Source organism: Streptomyces lasiicapitis (assembly GCF_014646335.1).
GTDB classification, from domain to species: domain Bacteria; phylum Actinomycetota; class Actinomycetes; order Streptomycetales; family Streptomycetaceae; genus Streptomyces; species Streptomyces lasiicapitis.
On the sequence record NZ_BMNG01000002.1, the window covers coordinates 504,044 to 525,463 of the forward strand.

General features: G+C 72.3%; 16 protein-coding genes and 1 pseudogene. 13 read left to right on the forward strand and 4 right to left on the reverse strand.

From position 1 onward, the window contains the following. Nucleotides 1–50 precede the first annotated feature (50 nt). From IEY91_RS05535 to IEY91_RS05555, 5 genes are read left to right on the forward strand one after another with little or no spacing between them, the layout of a single operon-like run. Nucleotides 51–1,313 (forward strand): ABC transporter substrate-binding protein, encoded by a 1,263-nt coding sequence (locus IEY91_RS05535; protein WP_229696721.1) that lies wholly within the window; start codon nucleotides 51–53, stop codon nucleotides 1,311–1,313. Further along, nucleotides 1,313–2,260 carry a carbohydrate ABC transporter permease gene (locus tag IEY91_RS05540; protein ID WP_189173071.1) on the forward strand — a complete coding sequence of 316 codons (948 nt, stop codon included), beginning with the start codon at nucleotides 1,313–1,315 and terminating at the stop codon, nucleotides 2,258–2,260. Before IEY91_RS05535 ends, IEY91_RS05540 begins: the two co-directional genes overlap by 1 nt. Continuing rightward, a complete protein-coding gene (locus tag IEY91_RS05545) occupies nucleotides 2,253–3,146 on the forward strand; it encodes a carbohydrate ABC transporter permease (RefSeq protein WP_189173072.1) in 894 nt (297 codons plus the stop codon). Before IEY91_RS05540 ends, IEY91_RS05545 begins: the two co-directional genes overlap by 8 nt. 60 nt (nucleotides 3,147–3,206) lie before the next feature. Beyond that, nucleotides 3,207–4,289 carry a Gfo/Idh/MocA family protein gene (locus IEY91_RS05550; protein ID WP_229696722.1) on the forward strand — a complete coding sequence of 361 codons (1,083 nt, stop codon included), beginning with the start codon at nucleotides 3,207–3,209 and terminating at the stop codon, nucleotides 4,287–4,289. After that, nucleotides 4,286–5,335, forward strand: a complete 1,050-nt coding sequence (locus IEY91_RS05555) for a Gfo/Idh/MocA family protein (protein ID WP_189173073.1) — start codon at nucleotides 4,286–4,288, stop codon at nucleotides 5,333–5,335. The genes IEY91_RS05550 and IEY91_RS05555 overlap by 4 nt, the downstream gene beginning before the upstream one ends. Here IEY91_RS05555 and IEY91_RS05560 read toward each other — a convergent pair. Then, entirely contained in the window at nucleotides 5,332–6,834 is a 1,503-nt protein-coding gene (locus IEY91_RS05560) for a CAP domain-containing protein (protein WP_189173074.1), read from the reverse strand. The genes IEY91_RS05555 and IEY91_RS05560 overlap by 4 nt on opposite strands. A 233-nt stretch (nucleotides 6,835–7,067) precedes the next feature. Between IEY91_RS05560 and IEY91_RS05565 the strand changes: the two genes are divergently transcribed. Continuing rightward, the gene (locus tag IEY91_RS05565; RefSeq protein WP_164318151.1) at nucleotides 7,068–8,378 is read left to right on the forward strand and encodes a radical SAM protein; all 1,311 of its coding nucleotides are present in this window, start codon (nucleotides 7,068–7,070) and stop codon (nucleotides 8,376–8,378) included. A gap of 32 nt (nucleotides 8,379–8,410) precedes the next feature. Next, nucleotides 8,411–9,142 carry an SDR family NAD(P)-dependent oxidoreductase gene (locus tag IEY91_RS05570; protein ID WP_164327999.1) on the forward strand — a complete coding sequence of 244 codons (732 nt, stop codon included), beginning with the start codon at nucleotides 8,411–8,413 and terminating at the stop codon, nucleotides 9,140–9,142. 52 nt (nucleotides 9,143–9,194) lie between these two features. Here IEY91_RS05570 and IEY91_RS05575 read toward each other — a convergent pair whose 3' ends face one another. Together IEY91_RS05575 and IEY91_RS05580 are read right to left on the reverse strand one after the other, a co-directional pair. Then, nucleotides 9,195–10,724 carry an amino acid permease gene (locus IEY91_RS05575; protein WP_189173075.1) on the reverse strand — a complete coding sequence of 510 codons (1,530 nt, stop codon included), beginning with the start codon at nucleotides 10,722–10,724 and terminating at the stop codon, nucleotides 9,195–9,197. Between the two features lie 70 nt (nucleotides 10,725–10,794). After that, the gene (locus IEY91_RS05580; RefSeq protein ID WP_189173076.1) at nucleotides 10,795–11,802 is read right to left on the reverse strand and encodes a hypothetical protein; all 1,008 of its coding nucleotides are present in this window, start codon (nucleotides 11,800–11,802) and stop codon (nucleotides 10,795–10,797) included. A 392-nt stretch (nucleotides 11,803–12,194) separates the two neighbouring features. Between IEY91_RS05580 and IEY91_RS05585 the strand changes: the two genes are divergently transcribed. The 4 genes and pseudogenes from IEY91_RS05585 (at nucleotide 12,195) to IEY91_RS05600 (ending at nucleotide 17,419) form a co-directional block, all read left to right on the forward strand. Continuing rightward, on the forward strand, nucleotides 12,195–13,634 hold the full coding sequence (locus tag IEY91_RS05585) for an FGGY family carbohydrate kinase (protein ID WP_164318147.1): 1,440 nt from the start codon (nucleotides 12,195–12,197) through the stop codon (nucleotides 13,632–13,634). Further along, the gene (locus tag IEY91_RS05590) at nucleotides 13,631–15,076 is read left to right on the forward strand and encodes an FAD-dependent oxidoreductase (protein ID WP_189173077.1); all 1,446 of its coding nucleotides are present in this window, start codon (nucleotides 13,631–13,633) and stop codon (nucleotides 15,074–15,076) included. The genes IEY91_RS05585 and IEY91_RS05590 overlap by 4 nt, the downstream gene beginning before the upstream one ends. After that, nucleotides 15,073–16,050 (forward strand): annotated as a pseudogene (locus IEY91_RS05595) (NAD(P)/FAD-dependent oxidoreductase); the annotation flags it as partial. The gene IEY91_RS05590 and the pseudogene IEY91_RS05595, both read left to right, overlap by 4 nt. Before the next feature lie 550 nt (nucleotides 16,051–16,600). Next, the gene (locus IEY91_RS05600) at nucleotides 16,601–17,419 is read left to right on the forward strand and encodes an AfsR/SARP family transcriptional regulator (protein WP_164318141.1); all 819 of its coding nucleotides are present in this window, start codon (nucleotides 16,601–16,603) and stop codon (nucleotides 17,417–17,419) included. Between the two features lie 63 nt (nucleotides 17,420–17,482). Here the strand turns inward: IEY91_RS05600 and IEY91_RS05605 are convergent, their stop codons facing one another. Then, nucleotides 17,483–19,000, reverse strand: a complete 1,518-nt coding sequence (locus IEY91_RS05605; protein WP_189173080.1) for an AMP-binding protein — start codon at nucleotides 18,998–19,000, stop codon at nucleotides 17,483–17,485. Between the two features lie 199 nt (nucleotides 19,001–19,199). Here IEY91_RS05605 and IEY91_RS05610 point away from each other — a divergent pair, with 199 nt between their 5' ends. Next, nucleotides 19,200–20,213 carry a 4-aminobenzoate N-oxygenase gene (locus IEY91_RS05610; protein WP_189173081.1) on the forward strand — a complete coding sequence of 338 codons (1,014 nt, stop codon included), beginning with the start codon at nucleotides 19,200–19,202 and terminating at the stop codon, nucleotides 20,211–20,213. 51 nt (nucleotides 20,214–20,264) lie between these two features. Continuing rightward, nucleotides 20,265–21,329 (forward strand): 3-deoxy-7-phosphoheptulonate synthase, encoded by a 1,065-nt coding sequence (gene aroF / locus IEY91_RS05615; RefSeq protein WP_189173082.1) that lies wholly within the window; start codon nucleotides 20,265–20,267, stop codon nucleotides 21,327–21,329. Nucleotides 21,330–21,420 lie beyond the last annotated feature (91 nt).

The following is a 21,420-nucleotide window of genomic DNA, read 5'->3' on the forward strand; positions in this document are numbered from 1 at the left end:
ACCCCTGCACCCCAACCCCTCTGAAACCCCAACAACACGCGGAGGCGCGCATGCGCAGGAGGACCCTCCTCTGCTCAGGCCTCGCGGCGGCGTCGGCACCCGTGCTCGCCGCCTGCTCGGACGGGGGCGGCGGCACCGAAGGCGGCGGGCGCACCACGTTGTCGTACGGAATGTGGGACCCCGCACAGGTCCCGGGCATGAAGCAGATCATCGCGGCGTTCGAGAAGGAGCACCCGGACATCTCGGTGCGCATCGAGCTGACGCCGTGGGCGAGCTACTGGACCACCCTGAAGACGTCGATGCGCGGCGGCACCGCCCCCGACGTGTTCTGGATGAACGCCGTCAACTTCCAGTTGTACGCGGCCCACGACGTCCTGGAGCCCCTGTCCGAGCACATCGCGCGCGACGCGACCCCGGTGGACCGCCACCCCGAGCAGCTCGTGCGGCTCTACGCGTACGACGGCACCCAGTACGGCCTGCCGAAGGACTTCGACACCATCGGTCTCTGGTACAACAAGGCGCTCTTCGACAAGGCGGGCATCAAGTACCCCGACACCACCTGGACTTGGGACGACCTGCGGGACGCGGCCGCCGAACTCACCAACCCGCGCGAGCGCGTGCACGGCTTCTGTTCCGAGATGCAGCGCCAGATCGTCCTCTACCCCGCCATCCAGGCCGCGGGCGGCTATGTGCTGCGCGACGGGCACTCCGGCTTCGGCGACGAGCGTTCCATCGAGGGGCTGCGCTTCCTCACCGACATGATCGACCGCGGCTGGTCGCCGCCGCAGAGCGCCATGGTGGAGAACATCGGCCGGGTGCGCTTCTGGTCGGAGAAGGCGGCGATGGTGCACGACCTGTCGGCGATGGCCGGGCAGATGTACGCGGTGCCCGCCCTGAAGGACCACGGCGGCGTCACCGTGCTGCCCAAGGGCCGCGAGCGCACCACCGTCATCCACGGCCTGGCCAACGTGATCTCCGCGAAGAGCGACAAGAAGGCCGCTGCCTGGAAGTTCGTGCACTTCATGGCGGGCCGCAGGGCCGCCGAGATCCAGGCGAAGTCGGGCGTCACGATCTCCAGTTACGCGGGCACGCAGGACGCCTGGCTGAAGTCGATGCCCGAGTTCGACCTGAAGCACTTCATCGACATGGAGAAGTACGGCGTCCCGTATCCGAGCTCGAAGAACACCGCCGTCTGGGAGAACCTCCAATACCCGCTCCTCGGCGCCGCGTTCAGCGGCAAGGGCGGCATCGAGGGCGCCGCCCGCACCCTGGGCGAGCAGATGGACCGGGCCCTGAAGGAGGAGCGCAGCTGATGAGTCTCTTTCCCGCCACGGCGGCCGCGAAGTCGGCCGGGCGCCGGGCACCCAGGGCCGCGGCGCGGCGGCCCGCCTCGCGCGGTCAGCGGGCCGCCTACGGGTTCATCGCGCCGCTCGGCATCGGCTTCGCGGTCTTCTACTTCTGGCCGATGATCCAGACGTTCTACTTCAGCTTCACGGAGTTCGGCCCCTTCGGCGGCCACACCTGGACCGGCACCGACAACTACGCGCGCGTGCTGCGCGACGTGACCGTCTGGCAGGCGCTCGGCAACACGCTCGTCTACTGCGGCATCGGGCTGCTCGCGCTGCCGCTCGCGATCGTCGTGGCCGCCCTCCTCAACCGCCGTGGCCTGCGCGGGGTTTCCGTCTACCGCGCGCTGTACTTCGTGCCGTTCGTGACGCTGCCCGTCGCCGTCGGCCTCGTCTGGAACTGGCTCTACAACGGCGACTTCGGCCTGCTCAACGAGATCCTCGGCTGGTTCGGCGTCGACCGGCACTACTGGGCCTCCGACCCCTCGACGGCCGTGTTCGCCATCGGCGCCGTCATGGTCTGGTCGACCACCGGCTACTACTTGATCATCATCATGGCGGGCATCAAGTCGATCCCGCAGGACTACTACGAGGCCGCCGAACTGGACGGCGCCGGGCCGCTGCGCCGCTTCTTCACCATCACGCTGCCGCTGCTCAGCCCGACGCTGTTCTTCGCCTCGGTCATCTGCATGATCCAGTCCCTGCAGACCTTCGACCTGATCTACATCATGATGGGCGAGAAGAACCCCGCCGTCGGCGACACCCAGTCGGTCGTCGGCCTCTTCTACAAGTGGGCGTTCATGGAGAACGCGCAGGGCGCCGCGGCCGCCCTCGCCTTCCTGCTGATGCTGCTCATCGCGGGCCTCACCTATCTGCAGTTCCGGCTCCAGCGGAAGTGGGTGCACTATGGCTGACACCGAGATCGCCGGCGCGCGGACGGGCCCTTCCGGCACGCGGGCCGCCGTTCCCCGGCCCCGGCGGCGTATCAACACCGGCTCCCTGGCAACCCACTTGGTGCTCTCGCTCGGCGCGCTCGTGATGGTCTTCCCCTTCGTCTGGCAGGGGCTCACCGCGCTCAAGTCGCTCGCCGAGGTCTCCCGGGTGCCGCCCACGGTGCTGCCCGACGACTGGAACTGGTCGAGCTTCGACGAGGTCTTCACCGCGCTGCCGTTCCGCGAGATGCTCACCAACAGCGCGCTCGCCACCGCCGGGCGCACGGCGGGCCAGCTCGTGTTCTGTTCGCTGGCCGCCTACGCGTTCGCGCGCATGCGATTCCGCGGCCGTGACGTGCTGTTCGGGCTCTTCCTCTCCGTCCTGATGGTGCCGAGCTCACTGCTCGTGCTGCCGCAGTACGACATCATCCAGCAGTTCGGGCTGCTCAACTCGACGCCCGCGCTGTTCCTTCCCGGCATGTTCAGCGCCTTCGGCACGTTCCTGCTGCGGCAGGCGTTCCTCGCGCTGCCCAAGGAGCTGGAGGAGGCCGCGCGCATCGACGGCGCGGGCTCCTTCCGCATCTTCTGGTCGATCATGCTGCCGCTGATCCGGCCCGCGCTCGCCGCGCTCGCCGTCATCACGGCCATGACCGCCTGGAACGACCTGCTGTGGCCCCTCATCGTCAACACCGACCCCAAGGCCATGCCGATCAGCGCGGGCCTGACCTCCCTTGAGGGCCAGTACGAGACCAACTACCCGGTGATGATGGCCGGTTCGCTGATCGCGAGCCTGCCCATGCTGCTCGTCTACGTCTTCCTGCAGCGGCACTTCGTACAGAGCGTCGCCTTCACCGGCTCCAAGGGCTGACGGCATCCCGACGACCAGAGAGACGTACAGAGAGTCGTACAGAGAAAGGCCAGATCCTCCATGCCACCGCTTCACATCGGCCTGCTCGGCGCGGGCGGCATCGCCCGCGCGCACCTCCCCGGCTGGCTCGAACTGGGCGCGCGGGTCAGCGTCCACACCCAGGACGGCTCCGCCGAGAAACTCAGCTGCGAGTACGCGGAGCTGGGCCACGACGTCACCGCCGTGCCCACCCTCGACGACCTCCTCGCCGACTGCCGCGCCGTCGACATCTGCACCCCCACGCCGACCCACAAGGAGCTGGCGCTCGCCGCCGTCGCCGCGGGCAGACACGTCGTGTGCGAGAAGCCGCTCGCGCTGACCGTGCCGGACGCCGAGGAGATCGCGGCGGCCGCCGACGCGGCGGGCGTGCGACTCCATCCGGCGCACGTGGTGCGCTACTTCCCCGCGTACGCCGCCCTGCGGGACGCCGTCGTCCGGGGAGACCTCGGCACGCTCGCCGTGCTGCGCTTCACACGGGGCGGGGCGCGGCCGCAGTGGGCACCCTGGTTCGGGGACCCCGCCAAGTCCGGCGGCGTGATCATGGATTTGATGGTGCACGACATCGACATCGCCCGCTGGGTCGCGGGCGACGTGGTCCGCGTCCACGCCCGCACCCGAGGCTCCGAACGCGCCACCGGCGCACCGGCCGACGTCGTCACCGCCACCGCCGTGCTCACCCACACCTCCGGCGCGATCAGCCACATCAGCGGCCTGTGGGGGCTGCCCGACCAGCGGTTCCGTACGACGTTCCGGGTCGCGGGAGCGGACGGGCTGCTGCGCCACGACTCCACCGCCGTGCCCGGTTTCCGCATCACCGCGCAGGGCGCGCGCAATGCGAACGAAGGCATCCCGTCGAGCCCGATGACGGAGAGCCCCTACCTCGCCGAACTCCGCGAGTTCGCCGCGTCCTGGGACGACGGCACCACCCGGCCACGGGTGAGCGCCCGCGATGGCATCGAGGCGGTGCGGATCGCGAGCGCGGCGGTGGAGTCGAGCAGGACCGGCCGCGCGGTGGAACTCGCACCGACGCCCGCCCACGCGTCCGCCTCCGGCCCCTCAGAGACCACCGACACCGCCACCGACACCGAGGAGCCCCCGCGATGAAGGTCGCCGTGCTGTCCTTCGCCCACGTCCACGCGGCCGCGTATCTGACCCTGCTGCGCGACATGCCGGGCGTGGAGGTCCTGGCGAGCGACCCGGACACGGAGTTCGCCGCGCCCGGCGAGATACGCGGCCGGGCGTTCGCCGAGGGCCACGGAGTGCCGTACGCGGACACGTACGAGGAGGTCTTCGCCCGGCGGCCCGACGCGGTGATCGTCTGCTCGGAGAACGCCCGGCACCGCCCGCTGGTCGAACTGGCCGCCGCGCACGGCGTGGACGTGCTCTGCGAGAAGCCGCTCGCGACGACGGTGGCGGACGGCGAGGCGATGGTCACGGCATGCCGAGCCGCGGGGGTGCGCCTCGCGGTGGCGTTCCCGGTGCGCTTCAGCCCTGCGTACGCGGCGGTGAAGCGGGCCGTGGCCGCCGGGGAGACCGGCCGCGTCCTGACCGTGTCCGGCGCGAACAACGGCCATATGCCGACCCGCGCCCGCCGCTGGTTCGCCGACCCCGAACTCGCGGGCGGCGGCGCCCTGATGGACCACACCGTCCACCTCGCCGACCTCCTCGACGACCTGCTCGCGGCCCGCGCGGTGGAGGTCTACGCCCAGACCAACAACCTTCTGTACGCCGACGAGGTCGCCGCCGAGACCAGCGGCCTGGTGACCGTGGTGTACGACAACGGCACCGTCGCCACCCTCGACTGCAGCTGGTCCCACCCGCGCTCCCACCCCACCTGGGGCGGCCTCGAACTGACCCTCGTGGGCGAGCACGCCACCCTGGAGATGGACGCCTTCGACCAGAAGCTCCACGGCCACAGCGAACGCCACGGCCGCACCCTCGAGATCCCCTTCGGCGTCGACCTCGACGCCCGCATGCTGCGCGCCTTCCTGTTCGGGCCGGGAACGGACGGCATGGACGTCGCGGACGGCGATGGTGGGCTGCGTACGTTGCGGATCGTGGCGGCGGGGTACGAGTCGGCGCGCACGGGGATCCCGGTGGCGGTGCCCGCACCCGTGCCGGGCCGGCCCCGAGGTGTGGCGACGGCCTAGCCCCCGAAGAGCTGTGTCCAGTACGTCCCCGCCGAGCCGCCGCCCGCGAAGCCGACGCCGAGGTGGGTGAAGGCGGGCTTGAGGATGTTGGCGCGGTGGCCGGGGCTGTCCATCCAGCCCTGGACGACCTCGGCCGCCGAGCGCTGGCCGCACGCGATGTTCTCGCCGACCGTGCGGTGCGGGCTGCCCGCGGCGGCCGCGCGGTGCCAGGGCTCGCTGCCGTCCGGCGCGGTGTGGGAGTAGAAGGCGCGGGCGACCATGTCGGCGCTGTGGGCCTGGGCGGCGGTCGTGAGGCGGGGGTCGGGCGCGAGGGGGCGAAGGCCGGCCGCCGTGCGGTGGGAGTTGGTGAGCGTGAGCACGTCGGCCGTCGTGCGGGCCAGGCCCTGCGGGGAGAACGGTTCGGCCCACAGCGCCGTCCAGAACACGTCCCCGGAGCGTGCGGCCGGGACGTGCGCCACGCCCACGTGGCTGTACGCGCGCTCCAGGACCGTCTGCCGGGAGCGGTCGTCGCCCAGGCAGTAGTCGAGGAAGCCGGCCGGGCTGCGCGGGCCCGACACCAGATGCTCGCCCATCGCCAGGTACGCGTAGCCCCCCGCGGCCACGCGCTGGTGCAGCGAGACGCCGTCCGGGCCCTCGGAGCCGAGCCGCCCGCGCGCCGCCATCCCCGCGGCGTGCGCCCGCGCGGCCTCCGTGAGCCGGGGGTCGAGCCGGACGGGCGGGGCGCCGGCCTGGGCGCGCGCGGCGTTCACGAGGGTGAGGAAGGTGTCGGTGGTCGGGGGTGGTGGGGCGTGGGCCGCGGGGGGTGGTGCGGGCCAGGTGGTGGGAGGTGGCGCCTGGGGTGCTGGGGGTGGGGGAGCGGTGGGGGTGCGGGGTCGGGGAGGGGCGGGGGTGCCGGATGCCGTGCGGGATCCGGGGCCGGTAGGGGCTGGGACGTTGCCGGATGAGGCGGGGATTCCGGGGGCCGGACGGGCGGGCACTCGGGGCGATGGGGTCGGCTGTGGCGGCGCGGGTGGCGGTGCGTCGTCCGTCACGTCCAGGCCGAAGTCCCGGGCCACCCCGGCGAGGCCGTCCGCGTACCCCTGACCGAGGGCGCGGATCTTCCACGCGGTGCCGCGGCGGTAGATCTCGGCGAGCAGCAGCACCGTCTCGTGGTCCGGGCGCGGTGGCCTGAAGCGGGCGACGGTCTCGCCGCGCAGGCCGCTGACCTGGAGGGCTATCGAGGGCAGCCGGCCGAGCGGGGTGCCGGGCTCGGCGGGGCTGACGGCGACCGTGACGCGGCTCGCGCCGGTGCGCAGGCGGCGGGTGTCGACCGTGACCGTGTCACCGCTGAGGCGGGCGCCGGGCGCGGCGGGCTGGTTGTAGAAGACGAAGTCGGCGTCGCCCGCGACCTTGCCGCTGTCGCCCGTGATCACCACGGACAGGTCGAAGGGGCCGGGCACGCGGAGCGTGAGGGCGCCGTCCGGCAGCGGCAGATTGCCTCCCGGGATCAGATCGGTCATCGGCGCCCCCTGTGCGTCGGTTCGGGCTGTGCTGACTTGGAGAACGCGCAGGCCCGGCGCCTGGGTTCCCGCCAAAACCGGAGGCGGATTCGGCGCCGCGCGGGCCGGTATTAGCGTGGACCTTGCACACGGCGACCCCGAGCGCTGCGGCAAAAGTGGACGTACACGTACAAATGCGTCCAAACAACAGTCGAATAACGTCAAAGCTCAAGAGGATCCGAGGTGCCCGCCCCATGCCCAGGCGTACGGAGCTGATCGAAGGACTCATGCAGCGGCACTCGCAGGTGCCGCGTGAGGCCGTCATCAAGGAGGACCTGCTGCGCGGCGGGATCGCCTTCGACGAGTCGGCGCTCAGCGACAGCGCCAACGAGGCCTCCGGCGACATCAAGCCGAAGTCGTACTTCATCTTCTCCTTCGACCACGGCACCCTGCCGGAGCTGGGCGAGGCCGCGCTGCGCCGCCCGCCGGAGGAGATCGTGCTCACCGGCGGCCCCTACGAGCTGCGCCGCACGGTGGTGTCGGTGCGGGTGAACCCGTCCTCGCCGTACCGCGTGGCGGCCGACGCCGACGGACTGCTCGGCCTCTACCTGGACGGCCAGCGCATCTCCGACGTGGGCCTGCCGCCGATGCCGGACTACTACCGGCACAAGCTCGCCAACGGCAAGTCCGTCATGGAGGTCGCCCCGACCATCCAGTGGGGCTACCTGGTCTACCTGACGGTCTTCCGGGTGTGCCAGTACTTCGGCGCCAAGGAGGAGTGCCAGTACTGCGACATCAACCACAACTGGCGCCAGCACAAGGCCGCGGGCCGCCCCTACACCGGCGTCAAGCCCGTGGAGGAGGTCCTGGAGGCGCTGGAGATCATCGACAAGTACGACACCGCGAAGACCTCCACGGCGTACACCCTCACCGGCGGCGCGGTCACCTCGACGATCGGCGGCAAGGACGAGGCCGACTTCTACGGCCAGTACGCGAAGGCCATCGAGGAGCGCTTCCCCGGCCGCTGGATCGGCAAGGTCGTCGCCCAGGCGCTGCCCAAGGCGGACGTGCAGCGCTTCCACGACTACGGCGTGCGCATCTACCACCCCAACTACGAGGTGTGGGACCCGTATCTCTTCGAGCGGTACTGCCCCGGCAAGGAGCGCTACGTCGGCCGCGACGAGTGGCACCGGCGCATCCTGGACTCCGCCGAGGTGTTCGGTCCGCGCAACGTCATCCCCAACTTCGTCGCGGGCGTGGAGATGGCCGAGCCCTTCGGGTTCAAGACGGTCGACGAGGCCATCGACTCCACCGTCGAGGGCCTCAGGTACTTCATGGCGCAGGGGATCACGCCCCGGTTCACCACCTGGTGCCCGGAGCCGACGACGCCGCTCGGCAAGGCCAACCCGCTGGGCGCGCCCCTGGAGTACCACGTGCGGCTGCTCCAGGAGTACCGCGCGACGATGGAGGAGTTCGGCCTCTCCTCGCCGCCCGGATACGGCCCGGCGGGCCCCGGCAACGCGGTCTTCTCCGTGAGCAGCTTCATGGACAGCCTCCCCGCGTGACCCCCACACCCACGACCCCGGACGGAGGCCCCGTGCAGCAGCACGTCACCGTCATCACCGGCGGCACCCGAGGCATCGGCGCCGCGATCGCCCTGCGCCTCGCGCAGGACGGCCACGACGTCGCCGTCGGCTACCGCTCCGACGAGCAGGCCGCCGAGCGCACCGCGGAGGCCGTCCGCGCGACCGGCCGCCGCTGCGTCACCGTCCGCCTGGACACGACGGACGAGAAGGACGTGGACCGGCTCTTCGAGACGGCCGCCGCCGAACTCGGCACCGTCACGGGCCTGGTGAACAACGCGGGCGTCAGCGGCCCCAACGGCCCGCTCGCGGACGCCGACGCCGAGGGGATGCGCCGCGCCATCGACGTGAACGTACTCGGCTATCTGCTCTGCGCCCGCCGCGCGGTGCGCGACATGACCCGCACCGGGGGTGGCGCGATCGTGAACATCTCCTCGGGCGCGGCGACCCTCGGCAGCCCCGGCCAGTACGTCCACTACGCCGCCACCAAGGCCGCGACGGACACCATGACCGTGGGCCTCGCCAAGGAGGTCGCCCCGCTCGGCATCCGCGTCAACTGCGTGGCCCCGGGCGTCATCTGGACCGAGTTCCACCAGGACCCCGAGCGCCCGGCGAAGCTCGCGCACACCATCCCCATGGGCCGCTCGGGCCGCCCCGACGAGATCTCCGGCGCCGTCTCCTGGCTCCTGTCGGACGACGCGTCGTACACGACGGGGGCGGTGCTGCGCGTGGCGGGCGGCATGTGAGCCTGTGGGACGAGGGTGCCGGCGAGAGATCGCCGGCACCCTCGGAAGGGCCCTAGATGATGTCCTCCGCGATGTCCGCCTGCTCCTTGTCCGAGCCGTACGCGGACGGCGTGCTGTAGGAGCGCCCGGCCACGAACCACCAGACGGTGGCGAGGGCGAGGACCGCGGCGAGCGCGATGGACGCGTAGTTCATGGTGTCCGTGGTCACCGGCGACGACTGCGGCAGGCAGAACAGGACCGTCACGAAGGCGACCCAGCACACCGCGATCCAGCCGACGGGCTTGCTCCACTTGCCGAGGTTCCACGGGCCCGGCTGGAACCGGTCGCCCGCCTTCAGGCGCAGCAGCACCGGGATGGCGTACGCGGGTGTGATGCCGATGACGTTGATGGCGGTGACCGCGGTGTACGCGGTCGCGGAGTACAGCGACGGCAGCGCGATGACGCCCGCGACGCCGACCGACAGCCACACCGCCGGGACCGGCACCTGCGTACGGGCACTCACCTTGCGCCACAGCGAGGAGCCCGGCAGGGCGTTGTCACGGCTGAACGCGAACACCATGCGGCTGGCCGCGGCCGTCTCGGCGTTGCCCGCGAAGATCTGCGCCACGATCACGATGAGCATCAAGGCGGTGGCGCCGGACGTGCCGAGCCCGTCGATGAAGATCTGGGCGGGGGGCACACCGGTCGCGCTTTCCTGCGTGCCCGCGTAGTCCTGGATCGCGAAGGTGAGACCGGCGAGCAGCACGAAACCGGCGATCCAGGAGACCCAGATGGCCCGCACGATGCCGCGGGCGGCGGTCACGGACGCGTTGTTGGTCTCCTCCGACAGGTGCGCCGACGCGTCGTACCCCGAGAACGTGTACTGGGCGAGCAGCAGACCGATCATGGCCACGTACAGCGGGCTCGACCAGCCGCTGTCGTTGACGAACTCGCCGAAGACGAAGGACGGCGACTTGTGGTGGTCCGGGACGATCGCGAGGACACCGACGATCACCGCGACGCCGGACAGGTGCCACCACACGGAGATGGAGTTGAAGAGGCTGACCAGGCGGACGTTGAAGAGGTTCAGGAGCGCGTGCAGGAGCAGGATGCACAAGAAGATCACGAAGGTGGAGCCGGCCGTCGGCGTGAAGTCCGTGTGCATGCTCAGCAGGGCGCCGCTGAACAGAGCCGCGCCGTAGTCGATGCCCGCGATCGCGCCGAGGAGGCCGAGCAGATTCAGCCAGCCCGTGTACCAGCCCCAGCGCCGCCCGCCGAGCCGGTCCGCCATGTAGTAGAGGGCGCCCGACGTCGGGTAGGCGCTCGTGACCTCCGCGAGCGCCAGGCCCACGAACAGCACCATGAGGCCGACACCCGCCCAGCCCCACATCATCACCGCGGGTCCGCCGGTGCCGAGGCCGAAGCCGTACATCGTCATGCAGCCGGACAGGATGGATATGACGGAGAAGCTGATGGCGAAGTTGCCGAACCCACCCATGCGGCGGGCCAGGACCGGCTGGTAGCCGAGCTCTCTGAGCCGTTGTTCCTCGTCCGGGAGCGCGGGCGCCGGGACGGAGCTCGACGACACGGTGGTGCGGGACACTGGTGAACCTCCGGGGATGAGCGGGGGGTGGCGGGGGTGCGGTGGTGTGGGGTCTTGAGAGGGGCGGGGATCAGCCGTGCGGGCCGGAGCCAGGGCCGCGCGCCGCGTGGTAGCAGCGCTGGCGGGCCTGGACGAAGGCCTCGGCGGCCGCGTCCGCGTCACTGGGCGACTGGGTGCGGTACGTCCACGGCACGACCGTGAAGAACGGGTCCAGGGCCTCGAACACCCGGACCGCGTCGTGGAACTGATGGGCACCCCACAGCGCGTGCGCCAGGTGGTTGAGGTCGAGCAGTGAGGTGGCCTCCGGCAGCGCGTGGTCGAACCACAGCTGCAGCGCCCTGAGCGCGCTGCGCGTCGCGTCCTCCGCGACCCAGTGCAGGTCCAGGGCGCGCTCGTTGCCGCCCTCGCGGCGGTAGCGCTCCACGCGCGCGTACAGCGGCAGGACGTGCAGCGCCGAGCCCGCGGGCGCCGCCGCGGACGCCCAGTGCACGAAGTTCACGGCCTCGGTGAGCGGCGCCCCGCGCCTGCGGTTGTAGGCGAACTGGAGCATGCGGTGGTACGCCTCGCGGTTGCCGGGGTCGCGCTTCTCGGCCTCGGCGAGGATCCCCCACGGGCCGGGGAAGAGCATCGGCTCCGGCGCCGCGACGCGGTGCTCGTCCCACCGCTGGCCCTCGTCGAGCTGGGCGAGGGCCAGCAGGCAGATCCAGGGGACGGGGTCCTCGGGCGCGGTCTGCGAGGCGCGGCGGCAGGCCTCGTTCGCCTCGCGCCACAGCTCGTTGGTGTGCCGGTGGCCCGCGCGGTGCGCGCGCAGGGCGCGCTCCACCGTGACGCGGGTGTGCAGGATCGTCGCGGCGACGCTGCGCGGCTCCTCGGAGAGCCACGCGCGCACCACGTCGGAACCCGCGAGGGCCGCCGCCAGGATCTGCGTACGTTGCGTCCACAGTCCCCAGTCGGGGGTCTCGGTGAGCAGGTTTCTCGTCGACACCCAGCGGCCTGCCTTGAGGTCCTGGAGCACGGCGCGCAGGGGAGCGTCGTGACCGGCCGGGTGGTACACCGGGCGGGCTAACGGCATCGGCATGGGTCCTCTGGGCTCTGGCTCCGAGCGGGTGGGGGGTGTCCGCAGGCGATTGTCTGGCGTGCTTGGCAATGGTGCGGCGTGCTTGGCGATGGTCCTGCGTGCTTCTGGTGTGATTCTGGCGTGAAAGTAGTCGTGAAGTGGTGTGTGAGTGGCTGATGTTGTTCGGCGGTCAGTGTAGAGCCGAGTCCTCCGGTTACCGGTTGGTCCTCGAATCTTTCTTGACCAAGTTGTGTCAACGCGGCGCGCCGGTGTGAACATTGCGTTCCCTTCCGCTCAACGTCGGCCTTGAATGCGGCATTTGAGGCATGCGATCCCTTGACGGGGTCGCGCCCGCTGTAGCAGGCTTCCGCAGTGATCATGACCTACTGCGCGCCGCGTCGCGGAGGGCGTCGATGACCGGCCCCGTACTCGCCGTCGACCAGGGCACCTCCGGCACGAAGGCGCTCGTCGTCTGCCCGGAGCGCGGCGTGATCGGCTCCGGCACCGCGCCCGTGCGCCCGCGCCATCTGCCCGGCGGCCTCGTCGAGGTCACGCCGGACGACCTGCTCTCCTCCGTGCTCGACGCGGGCCGCGCCGCCCTGGCCGATGCGGGCGAGCCGGTGGCGGCCGTGGGCCTGGCCAACCAGGGCGAGACCGTCCTCGCCTGGGACCCCGCATCCGGCGAGCCGCTGACCGACGCCCTCGTGTGGCAGGACCGGCGCGCCGAGCCGCTGTGCGCGGAACTCGCCGAGCACGCGGCCGAGTTGAAGTCGCTGACCGGCCTGCCCCTGGACCCGTACTTCGCCGCTCCGAAGATGGCGTGGATACGCCGCCACCTCACCCGGCGCGGCGTGGTCACGACCAGCGACGCCTGGCTGGTGCACCGCCTCACCGGCGCCTTCGTCACCGACGCGGCCACCGCGGGCCGCACCCAGCTCCTCGACCTGGACTCCGCGACCTGGTCCGAGCGCGCACTGGACGTGTTCGGGCTCGCCGGCGAACGGCTGCCGCGCGTCGTCGACGCCGCCGGGGAGATCGGCACCACCAAGGCCTTCGGCCAGGACGTCCCGCTGACCGGGCTCCTCGTCGACCAGCAGGCGGCGCTCCTCGCCCAGGACGTCACCGAGCCGGGCAGCGCCAAGTGCACCTACGGCACCGGCGCGTTCCTGCTCGCCCAGACCGGCGACCGGCCGCGCCGCGGCGACTCCGGGCTCGTCGCCTGTCTCGCCTGGCGTCTGGACGGGCGCAGCAGCTACTGCCTGGACGGGCAGGTCTACACCGCCGCGTCCGCCGTCCGCTGGCTCACCGACCTCGGCGTGATCGGCGGCGCCCAGGACCTCGACCCCGTCGGCTCCGCCGTCCCCGACGCCGGGGGCGTCACGTTCGTGCCCGCGCTCGCCGGGCTCGCGGCCCCCTGGTGGCGCGGCGACCTGCGCGGCTCGCTGACCGGCCTCGGCCTGGACACCACGCCTGGACACCTGGTGCGCGCGCTGTGCGAGGGCATCGCGGCCCAGGTCGCCGAACTTGCCGACGCGGTGGCCGCCGACCTCGGCGAACCGCTGCGGAGCCTGCGCGTCGACGGCGGCCTGACCCGCTCGGACCTGCTCATGCAGACCCAGGCCGACCTGCTCCAACTGCCCGTGGAGGTCTCGGACCTGCCCGACGTCACGGCCCTCGGCGTGGGCGCCGTCGCCCGCCTCGGCCTGGACCCGCGGCTCGGCCTGCGCGACGTCGTGCCCGACTGGCGCCCCGCCGCCGTCCACGAACCGCGGATCGGCCCCGCCGAGGCGGCCGAGCGCCGCGCCGCCTTCCGCACGCAGGTGACGGCGCTGATGGAACGTCACCCCGCATGAACCAGGACGGTACGGGGCTCGTCACCAGGTCCGGGAGCCTGCCGTCAGAGCCCTACGACGTCACCGTCGTCGGCGCCGGAGTGGTCGGCGCCGCGCTCGCGCGCGAACTGGCCCGGTACCGTCTGCGCGTCGCCGTCGTGGAATCGTCGGACGACGTGGGCGAGGGCACGTCGAAGGCCAACACGGCCATCCTGCACACGGGGTTCGACGCCGTGCCGGGCTCCCTGGAGGCCCGCCTTGTCCGCGAGGGGCAGCGCCTTCTTTCCGCGTACGCCGCCGAGTGCGGCATCCCCGTGGAGCGGGTCGGCGCGCTCCTGGTCGCCTGGGACGAGGAGCAACTCGCGGCGCTGCCAAGCCTGTTGGAGAAGGCCGGGCGCAACGGCCACGACGAGGCCGCCCTGCTGGACGCCGCCGAGGTCCGCGCCCGCGAACCGCACCTGGGCCCCGGCGCGCTCGGGGCCCTCGAGGTGCCCGGCGAGAGCATCATCTGCCCGTGGACGACCCCGCTGGCGTTCGCGACGCAGGCCGTGCGCTCCGGCGTGGACCTGCACCTCAACTGCCGCCTCACAGCGGTCGGTCAGGGCGACGCGGCCGACGGCACCCCGCACACCCTGCGCACGAGCCGCGGCGACGTCCGCACCCGCTACCTCGTCAACGCGGCGGGCCTGGGCGCCGACACCGTGGACCGCATGCTCGGCCACGACACCTTCACCGTCACCCCGCGCCGGGGCCAGCTCATCGTCTTCGACAAGCTCGCCCGCGATCTCGTACGCCACATCCTCCTGCCGGTGCCGACGGCCCTCGGCAAGGGCGTGCTGGTCGCGCCGACCGTGTACGGGAACGTGCTGCTCGGCCCCACGGCGGAGGACCTCGACGACAAGCAGGCCACCGGCTCCACCGCCGAGGGGCTCGCCGGGCTGCGTGAGAAGGGCGCCCGCATCCTGCCCGAACTCCTCGACGAGGACGTCACCGCCGTCTACGCGGGCCTGCGCGCGGCGACCGAGGACGACGACTACCAGATCCACGCCCGGCCCGGGCAGCGGTACGTCACCGTCGGCGGCATCCGCTCCACCGGCCTGACCGCGTCCATGGCCATCGCGGCGTACGTCACCGGCCTGCTCGCCGACTGCGGCCTCGATCTGGGCGGCGAGTCGAGGGAGTTGGCGCCCGTGACAATGCCCAACCTGGGTGAGAACTTCCCCCGTCCGTACCAGCGGGCCGAGTTGATCGCGGCGGACCCGGAGTACGGTGCCCTCGTCTGCCACTGCGAGCGCGTCACGCGCGGCGAGATCCGCGACGCGCTCGCGAGCACCGTTGCGCCCGGCTCCCTCGACGGCCTGCGGCGGCGCACGCGCGCGCGGGGCGGGCGGTGCCAAGGGTTCTACTGCGGGGCCGCCGTGCGTGAACTCTTCGACCGACGTGACTGGTTGGCGACGCGATGAGGCGCGAGCGCACCCTCGATGTGCTGATCGTCGGCGCTGGACCCGCCGGACTCACGGTCGCCGCCGGGCTCGCCGCCGCGGGCGCGGGCCGCGTCGAGGTCCTGGAGCGGGAGGAACAGGCGGGCGGCGTGCCGCGCCACTGCGACCACGGGGGCTTCGGCGCCCGCACCTTCGCGGGGTTCACCGGCCCCGGCACGAGCGGGCCCCGGTACGCGCGGAGCCTCGTCGACGCGGCGGTCCGCGCGGGCGCGACCGTGCGCACCGGCGTCACCGCCACCGGATGGGCCGGACCCCGCACCCTCGACACGACGTCGCCCGAAGGACTGGAGCGCGTCACCGCGCGGGCGATCGTCCTCGCGACCGGCGCCCGCGAACGCCCCCGCAGCGCCCGCCTCGTGCCCGGCAGCCGCCCCGCGGGCGTCTACACCACCGGCGAACTCCAGCAGGCCGTCCATCTGTACGGCCAGCGCATCGGGACGCGGGCCGTGGTCGTCGGCGCCGGGCCCGTCGCGTACGCCGCGCTCGACACGCTGCGGCGCGCGGGCGTCGCCGTGGCCGCCCAGGTGACCGCGGAGCCCCGGCACGGGACCACGCCCTGGCGCGCCGCCGAGGCCCGGCTGCGGCATGGCGTCCCGCTCCTCACCGACACCGTGGTGAGCGAACTGGCGGGCCGGGGGCGGCTTTCCGCCGTGCTCGTACGGCACCGCACCGGCCGACTCGCCCGACTGGCCTGCGACACCGTCGTCTTCACCGGCGACTTCGTGCCCGACCACGAACTGGCGCGCCGGGGCGGGGTGCCGCTCGCCCCCGGCACACGCGGCCCGGCGATCGACGCGGCCTTCCGCACGGCGGTCCCCGGCGTCTTCGCGGCCGGGAACGCGACACACGCGGTGCGGCCCGCCGGGGCAGTGGCCGCCGAAGGGCGGCGCGCGGCGGCCTCGGTGCGCCGCTTTCTCTCTTCGGGCGAGTGGCCGCCCGCCGTGCGCGCGGCCCGGTGACCCCCGTTTCCGCCGGGTGAATCGATTCTCTCCGGGCGCAACCCGGATATTCGGCCGCCCGCTGAAAATTGTTGTTACTTCAAGTGCGTTGCTGTCTCGAATTAAGCACTGAGTGATTGATATCCGTACGGAAATGCGTGCGGGAATGAGTGAACTGTGCGATGCCTTCGGTCCGCACGGGCGGCGGCGGGCACCGTTCCAAGATCCTCGGAGCGGTTGCCCAACTTCTCAACGTATCTCACGCAAAAGCGTCGACGGAACCGCGTTTTCGCGCCATCAGGACAGGTCGTTGGCAAAAGCGAGCAAAGGGCGTGCGGCATAGAGTAACGCGCGGTCATAGTGGGGAAAGTTTCCCTCTCTTTACTCATGCGGCACACATGGAAAAGTCCAGGCGCGGACCGGCCAACAACCCTGACCGTCGGTGCAGGCGTCATTACGACCATCGGCATCCGACCAGCGGCATCTGACCATCGGCAGGGGGATATCGGTGACCACCGGAAATCAGTGTTACCAGGGGGAGAATGTGATGTCTGTGAAAGGTGTTGCGCAATTGTCGGGTGAGTTGTCGTTCAACATCCTCGGGCCACTCGCGGTGTGGTCGGCCGACGGTCCTTTGCTGCTAGGCCCCGCGCGACAACGGGCCGTGCTTTCCGCCCTGTTGCTGGCGCCCGGACAGGTGGTCGGCGCGGAGCGGCTCACCGAGGCCATCTGGCCGGCCGGACCGCCCGGCAACGTGGTCGCCAGCCTGCACAGCTATGTCTCGCATCTGCGCCGCCAACTGGAGCCGGACTGCCCGCCACGGGGACGGAACCGGGTCCTGCGCCGGGAACCGCACGGATACGTACTCGCCGTGGAACCCGAGCGGGTCGACGCCTGCCGTTTCGAGGGCCAGTTGCGCGACGGCAGGCAACTGCTGCGGGAGGGCCGCTTCGCGGAGTCGACCCGGGCCCTTGAGGCCTCACTCGCGCTGTGGCGCGGCGCGCCCTACGCCGAACTGGGCGACTACGAACCCGCCGTGCGCGAGGCGGCGCGCCTCGAGGAGCTGCGCCTCATGACGTGGGAGGCCCTCTGGGAGGCCGAGTTGGCGTGGGGGCGGGACAACGGCTCCGCCGTGGCCGAACTCGCCGCGCTCAGCGCGCGGTACCCCAACCGCGAGCGGCTCGGCTGGCTGCTGATGGTCGCGCTGTGCGAGGTGGGCCGGCAGGCGGAGGCGGTGCGCGTGTACCACCGCATCCGGCGGGCCCTGGCCCAGGAGCTGGGCGTGGACCCGGGGCGGGAGCTGCGGGTGCTGTTCACCCGGATCCTGCGGGACGAGTCGGTCGGACGGATGTGCCTCCAGCACTGACGACGGTACGACTCCGTGGGACCGGCCGCCGTCACCGGCCGGTCCCACGGAGTCGTACCGTCGTCAGTTGATGCGGCGGTCCCGGCCCGTCCAGTACGGCTCCCGCAGGCCGCCCTTCTGGACCTTGCCGTTGCTGGTGCGGGGCAGGGTGTCGCGGAACTCGACGGACGTGGGTGCCTTGTACCGGGCGAGCCGCTGCTTGCAGTGGGCGATGAGTTCGTCCTCCGCGGGCTCGGCGCCCGGCGCCGGGACCACCAGGGCCTTGACGGTCTCGCCCCACCGCTCGTCCGGCACGCCGATCACGGCCGCCCCGGCGACCGAGGGATGGCTCAGCAGACAGTCCTCGACCTCCACCGACGACACGCTCTCCCCGCCGGTGACGATGACGTCCTTCAGCCGGTCGAACAGCGACAGCTGCCCCTCCTCGTCGAAGGCGCCCACGTCGCCGGTGCGGAACCAGCCCCCGTCAAGGGCCGCCGCGTCCGCCCGCTCGTCCTGCCAGTAGCCGTCGAGCACCATGTTGGAGCGCGCCAGGACCTCACCGCGCGCCCCCGTCCGCAGCCGCACGCCGAGCGCGGGCGCGCCCGCCCGCGTCAGACCGCCGCTCCCGGGGGCGCCCGGCGGCCGCCGGTTGAAGGTGAGCAGCGTCGTCTCCGTCAGGCCGTACACCTGCAGGAACTCCCAGCCCAGCTCCTCCTCGACCTGGGCGACGAGGCGCTCGCTGACGGGTGCGCCCGCGCACACCACGCGCACCCTGCCCCGCCCCGGAGTCTCCCCGGTCCACTGCCGCGCCGCCCGCAGCACGGCGTCCCACACCGCCGGAGCGCCGAACGCGAGGGTCACGCCGTGCTCCTCGACCCGCCGCAGGATCCGGGCGCCGTCGACCCGGCGCAGCAGCACCTGCTTGGCGCCGAGCCCGGCGAGCAGGAACGGCACTCCCCAGCCGTTGCAGTGGAACGTCGGCAGCGTGTGCAGATAGACGTCCCCTTCCCAGATCCGGCCGTGCACGCCGAACGTCATCGCGTTCAGCCAGATCGCGCGGTGGGTCAGCGCCACGCCCTTGGGACGCGCGGAGGTGCCCGAGGTGTAGTTGAGGGTCGCCACCGCGTTCTCGTCCGGCCGCGACCAGGGGCGCGGAGCGATGTCGTACCGCATGACCTGCGTCTCGGTCTGCTCGCCGAGCACGAACCGCTTCGGCCCCTCGACCGAGCCGAGCGCCGCCTCGACCTCCGGGTCGACGAACACGACCGAGGCGTCGCACTGCCGCAGGATGTACGCGATCTCCTCGGGCGTGAGCCGATGGTTCACCGGCACGCAGATCCGGCCGCTCGCCGGGACCGCGTACAACAGCTCAAGGAGGCGGGCCGAGTTGGGGCTGACGACGGCGACGCGCTCGCCCTCGCCGACGCCCAGCGCGTCAAGTCCCGCCTGCCAGGCCCGTATCCGCCGCAGCAGCCCGCCGTACGTGGTCGTCGGCAACGGGCCCGCCGGCTGGTCGGGTTCGTCGACGAGCGCGGTGCGCCCGGCGGCGGCCGCCTCGGCGCGGTCGAGGAAGTCGGCCGTGGTGAGCGGAACGAACATGATGCGTCCTCACAGTGGGTTGCACGGGGGAGACGGTCACGCCCGACGGGGGAGTGCGGGGAGGACCCGGCGGCCATCCTGGCACCCCCCGACGGCTTCCAGAAGGCTCCCTCGGGCGCGGCCAAGTCCCGTTCAAGAAACCGCCAAGAGCAGCCGGTGACGATGCACCGGCACCGCGACCACGAGGCCGGGAGGGCCGATGCGAGAGGAGCCGGACCTGGTGACGACCTGGGCGGCCGGAGGGTGGACCGAGGAGGACGGCGTCGGCAGCGCGACACTGCGCCGCCTGGTGGCCGCCTGGCCACGCAGGGCCGCGGTGACGACCAGTCCCGGGGCCCTCGACACGTCGGCCGCCTATGACCCCGCACTGCCGGACTACCCCCTGGAGATCGTGCCGTTCGCCGGGCACCCCCGGTTCCTCGCGGCCACCCCGGAACAGCGCGGGCAGGTCCTGACGGGCCTGTGGATCGGCTACAACGAGCGGGTCATCGCCACCGAACACCTCATAGCCGAGCCCGCCTTCGACCTCGTGATGCGCGGTGTCTTCCCCGGCAGCGACGACCCGCTGGTGCGGCAGGGCGTGCAGCAGTCCGTCGTGGACGAGAGCTTCCACACGTACATGCACATGCTCGCCATCGACCGCACCCGGGAGCTGCGCCGCGTACGCAGCAGGCCGCGCCAGCCGCAGCTCGTCACCTACCGGCGGCTGCGCGCCCTGCTGGCCGACATGCCAGAGCAGTGGGAACGCGACGTCGCCGTCCTGGTCTGGGGCGCGGTGGCCGAGACCTGCATCAACTCGCTGCTCGCGCTCCTTGCCAGGGACGGCTCCATCCAGCCCATGCACTCCCTGATCACCACCCTGCATCTGCGGGACGAGACGGCGCACGGCTCCCTCGTCATCGAGGTCGTCCGGGAGCTGTACGCACGGATGAACGCGGAGCAGCGCCGGACCCTGGTGCGCTGTCTGCCGCTTGCCCTGGACGCGTTCGCCGAGCAGGACCTCTCCACGCTCCGGCTCGAACTGGTCACCGCGGGCGTCGAGGGCGCCGACGAGATCGTGGGCGACCTGCGCGCGACGGGCTCCGGACGCCGCCTTGTCCGGGACTTCTCCGGCGCCCAGCGGCTGGTCGAGCGCCTCGACGTGGCCGACGCCGTCGACTTCGACTTCCCCGAACGCCCGGAATGGTCCCCCGGCGTGGGAAGGCACCGATGACGCCGCCGGACTCCGCCCCGCACCGCCCCTCAGGCGCAGAAAGGTGACCCGATGATCGTTGCCCGCCTCCATCCCGACGTGCCGGTCGACGAGCGGAGCCGGCTGACGTCGGCGTGGCTCCGCCGCGGACAGCGGTCCTTCCAGTGCCGGGCAGGACGCCACACCCTCGTCACCTTCCCCGACCTCGCCGCGGGTTCGCCCTCGGGCCAGGAGTTCGTGGCCCAACTGCGCGCCACTCCCACGGTCGACACGGTCGTCGACAGCGCCGCCGCCCCGCCGCTCGGCAGCCTCGCCGCCACGGGCGAGCCGAGCGCGGTGCGGGTGTCGGACCGGTGGACCGTGGGCGGCGGCCGCTTCACCTGGATCGCGGGTCCGTGCGCCGTGGAGAGCGAGGCCCAGCTGATGTCCGTGGCGCGGGACGTGCGGGACGGGGGCGCGCACCTGCTGCGGGGCGGCGCCTTCAAGCCCCGCACCTCTCCGTACGCGTTCCAGGGCATCGGCAAGGACGGCCTCGACCTGCTGCGCGACGCGTCCGCCGCGACCGGGCTCGGCGTCGTCACGGAGGTCGTCGACGCCGCGCACGTAGAGGCCGTGGCCGAAGTCGCCCACGTACTTCAGATAGGCGCCCGCAACGCGCAGAACTTCCCGCTGCTCCACGAAGTGGCGCTGACCGGCCGCCCGGTGCTGTTGAAGCGGGGCTTCGGCTGCACGGTGCCGGAGTGGTTGCACAGCGCCGAGTACCTCCTTGCGGCGGGCAACGGCGACGTGCTGCTGTGCGAACGCGGCGTCCGCACCCTCGGCAACTCCACCCGGTTCACCCTGGACATCAGCGCCGTACCGCTGGTGAAGGGGCTCAGCCATCTGCCGGTGATCGTCGACCCCAGCCACGCCTGCGGCCGCAGGGACCTGGTGGCGCCGCTGGCCGCGGCCGCGGCGGCCGCCGGAGCCGACGGCGTCATGGTCGACGTCAACCAGGAGGGCCACGTCGCGCTCTGCGACGGCGAACAGGCCATCACACCAGCCGAGTTCGGCGCGCTCGCGCGGCGCACGAACCGGATGCTGCACAGCCTCGGCCCAGTGGAATCGGCCACCGCCGCCGCGATGGCGGGCCACTGAGTCTGCCGGGCCACGCCGCCGCCCCGGGCGTCCCGGAACGTGACCGGACGCCGCCGAAGGCGATGGCGCGCACGCCCCCACGTACGCACGC

What these genes read in the sequence shown, in the direction of transcription:
- IEY91_RS05590 (WP_189173077.1), top strand. Translation starts at nt 13,631, where the DNA reads ATGAACCAGGACGGTACGGGGCTCGTCACCAGGTCCGGGAGCCTGCCG.
- IEY91_RS05565 (WP_164318151.1), top strand. Translation starts at nt 7,068, where the DNA reads ATGCCCAGGCGTACGGAGCTGATCGAAGGACTCATGCAGCGGCACTCG.
- aroF (WP_189173082.1), top strand. Translation starts at nt 20,265, where the DNA reads ATGATCGTTGCCCGCCTCCATCCCGACGTGCCGGTCGACGAGCGGAGC.
- IEY91_RS05605 (WP_189173080.1), bottom strand. Translation starts at nt 19,000, where the DNA reads ATGTTCGTTCCGCTCACCACGGCCGACTTCCTCGACCGCGCCGAGGCG.
- IEY91_RS05585 (WP_164318147.1), top strand. Translation starts at nt 12,195, where the DNA reads ATGACCGGCCCCGTACTCGCCGTCGACCAGGGCACCTCCGGCACGAAG.
- IEY91_RS05560 (WP_189173074.1), bottom strand. Translation starts at nt 6,834, where the DNA reads ATGACCGATCTGATCCCGGGAGGCAATCTGCCGCTGCCGGACGGCGCC.
- IEY91_RS05600 (WP_164318141.1), top strand. Translation starts at nt 16,601, where the DNA reads ATGTCTGTGAAAGGTGTTGCGCAATTGTCGGGTGAGTTGTCGTTCAAC.
- IEY91_RS05550 (WP_229696722.1), top strand. Translation starts at nt 3,207, where the DNA reads ATGCCACCGCTTCACATCGGCCTGCTCGGCGCGGGCGGCATCGCCCGC.
- IEY91_RS05545 (WP_189173072.1), top strand. Translation starts at nt 2,253, where the DNA reads ATGGCTGACACCGAGATCGCCGGCGCGCGGACGGGCCCTTCCGGCACG.
- IEY91_RS05555 (WP_189173073.1), top strand. Translation starts at nt 4,286, where the DNA reads ATGAAGGTCGCCGTGCTGTCCTTCGCCCACGTCCACGCGGCCGCGTAT.
- IEY91_RS05540 (WP_189173071.1), top strand. Translation starts at nt 1,313, where the DNA reads ATGAGTCTCTTTCCCGCCACGGCGGCCGCGAAGTCGGCCGGGCGCCGG.
- IEY91_RS05610 (WP_189173081.1), top strand. Translation starts at nt 19,200, where the DNA reads ATGCGAGAGGAGCCGGACCTGGTGACGACCTGGGCGGCCGGAGGGTGG.
- IEY91_RS05580 (WP_189173076.1), bottom strand. Translation starts at nt 11,802, where the DNA reads ATGCCGATGCCGTTAGCCCGCCCGGTGTACCACCCGGCCGGTCACGAC.
- IEY91_RS05535 (WP_229696721.1), top strand. Translation starts at nt 51, where the DNA reads ATGCGCAGGAGGACCCTCCTCTGCTCAGGCCTCGCGGCGGCGTCGGCA.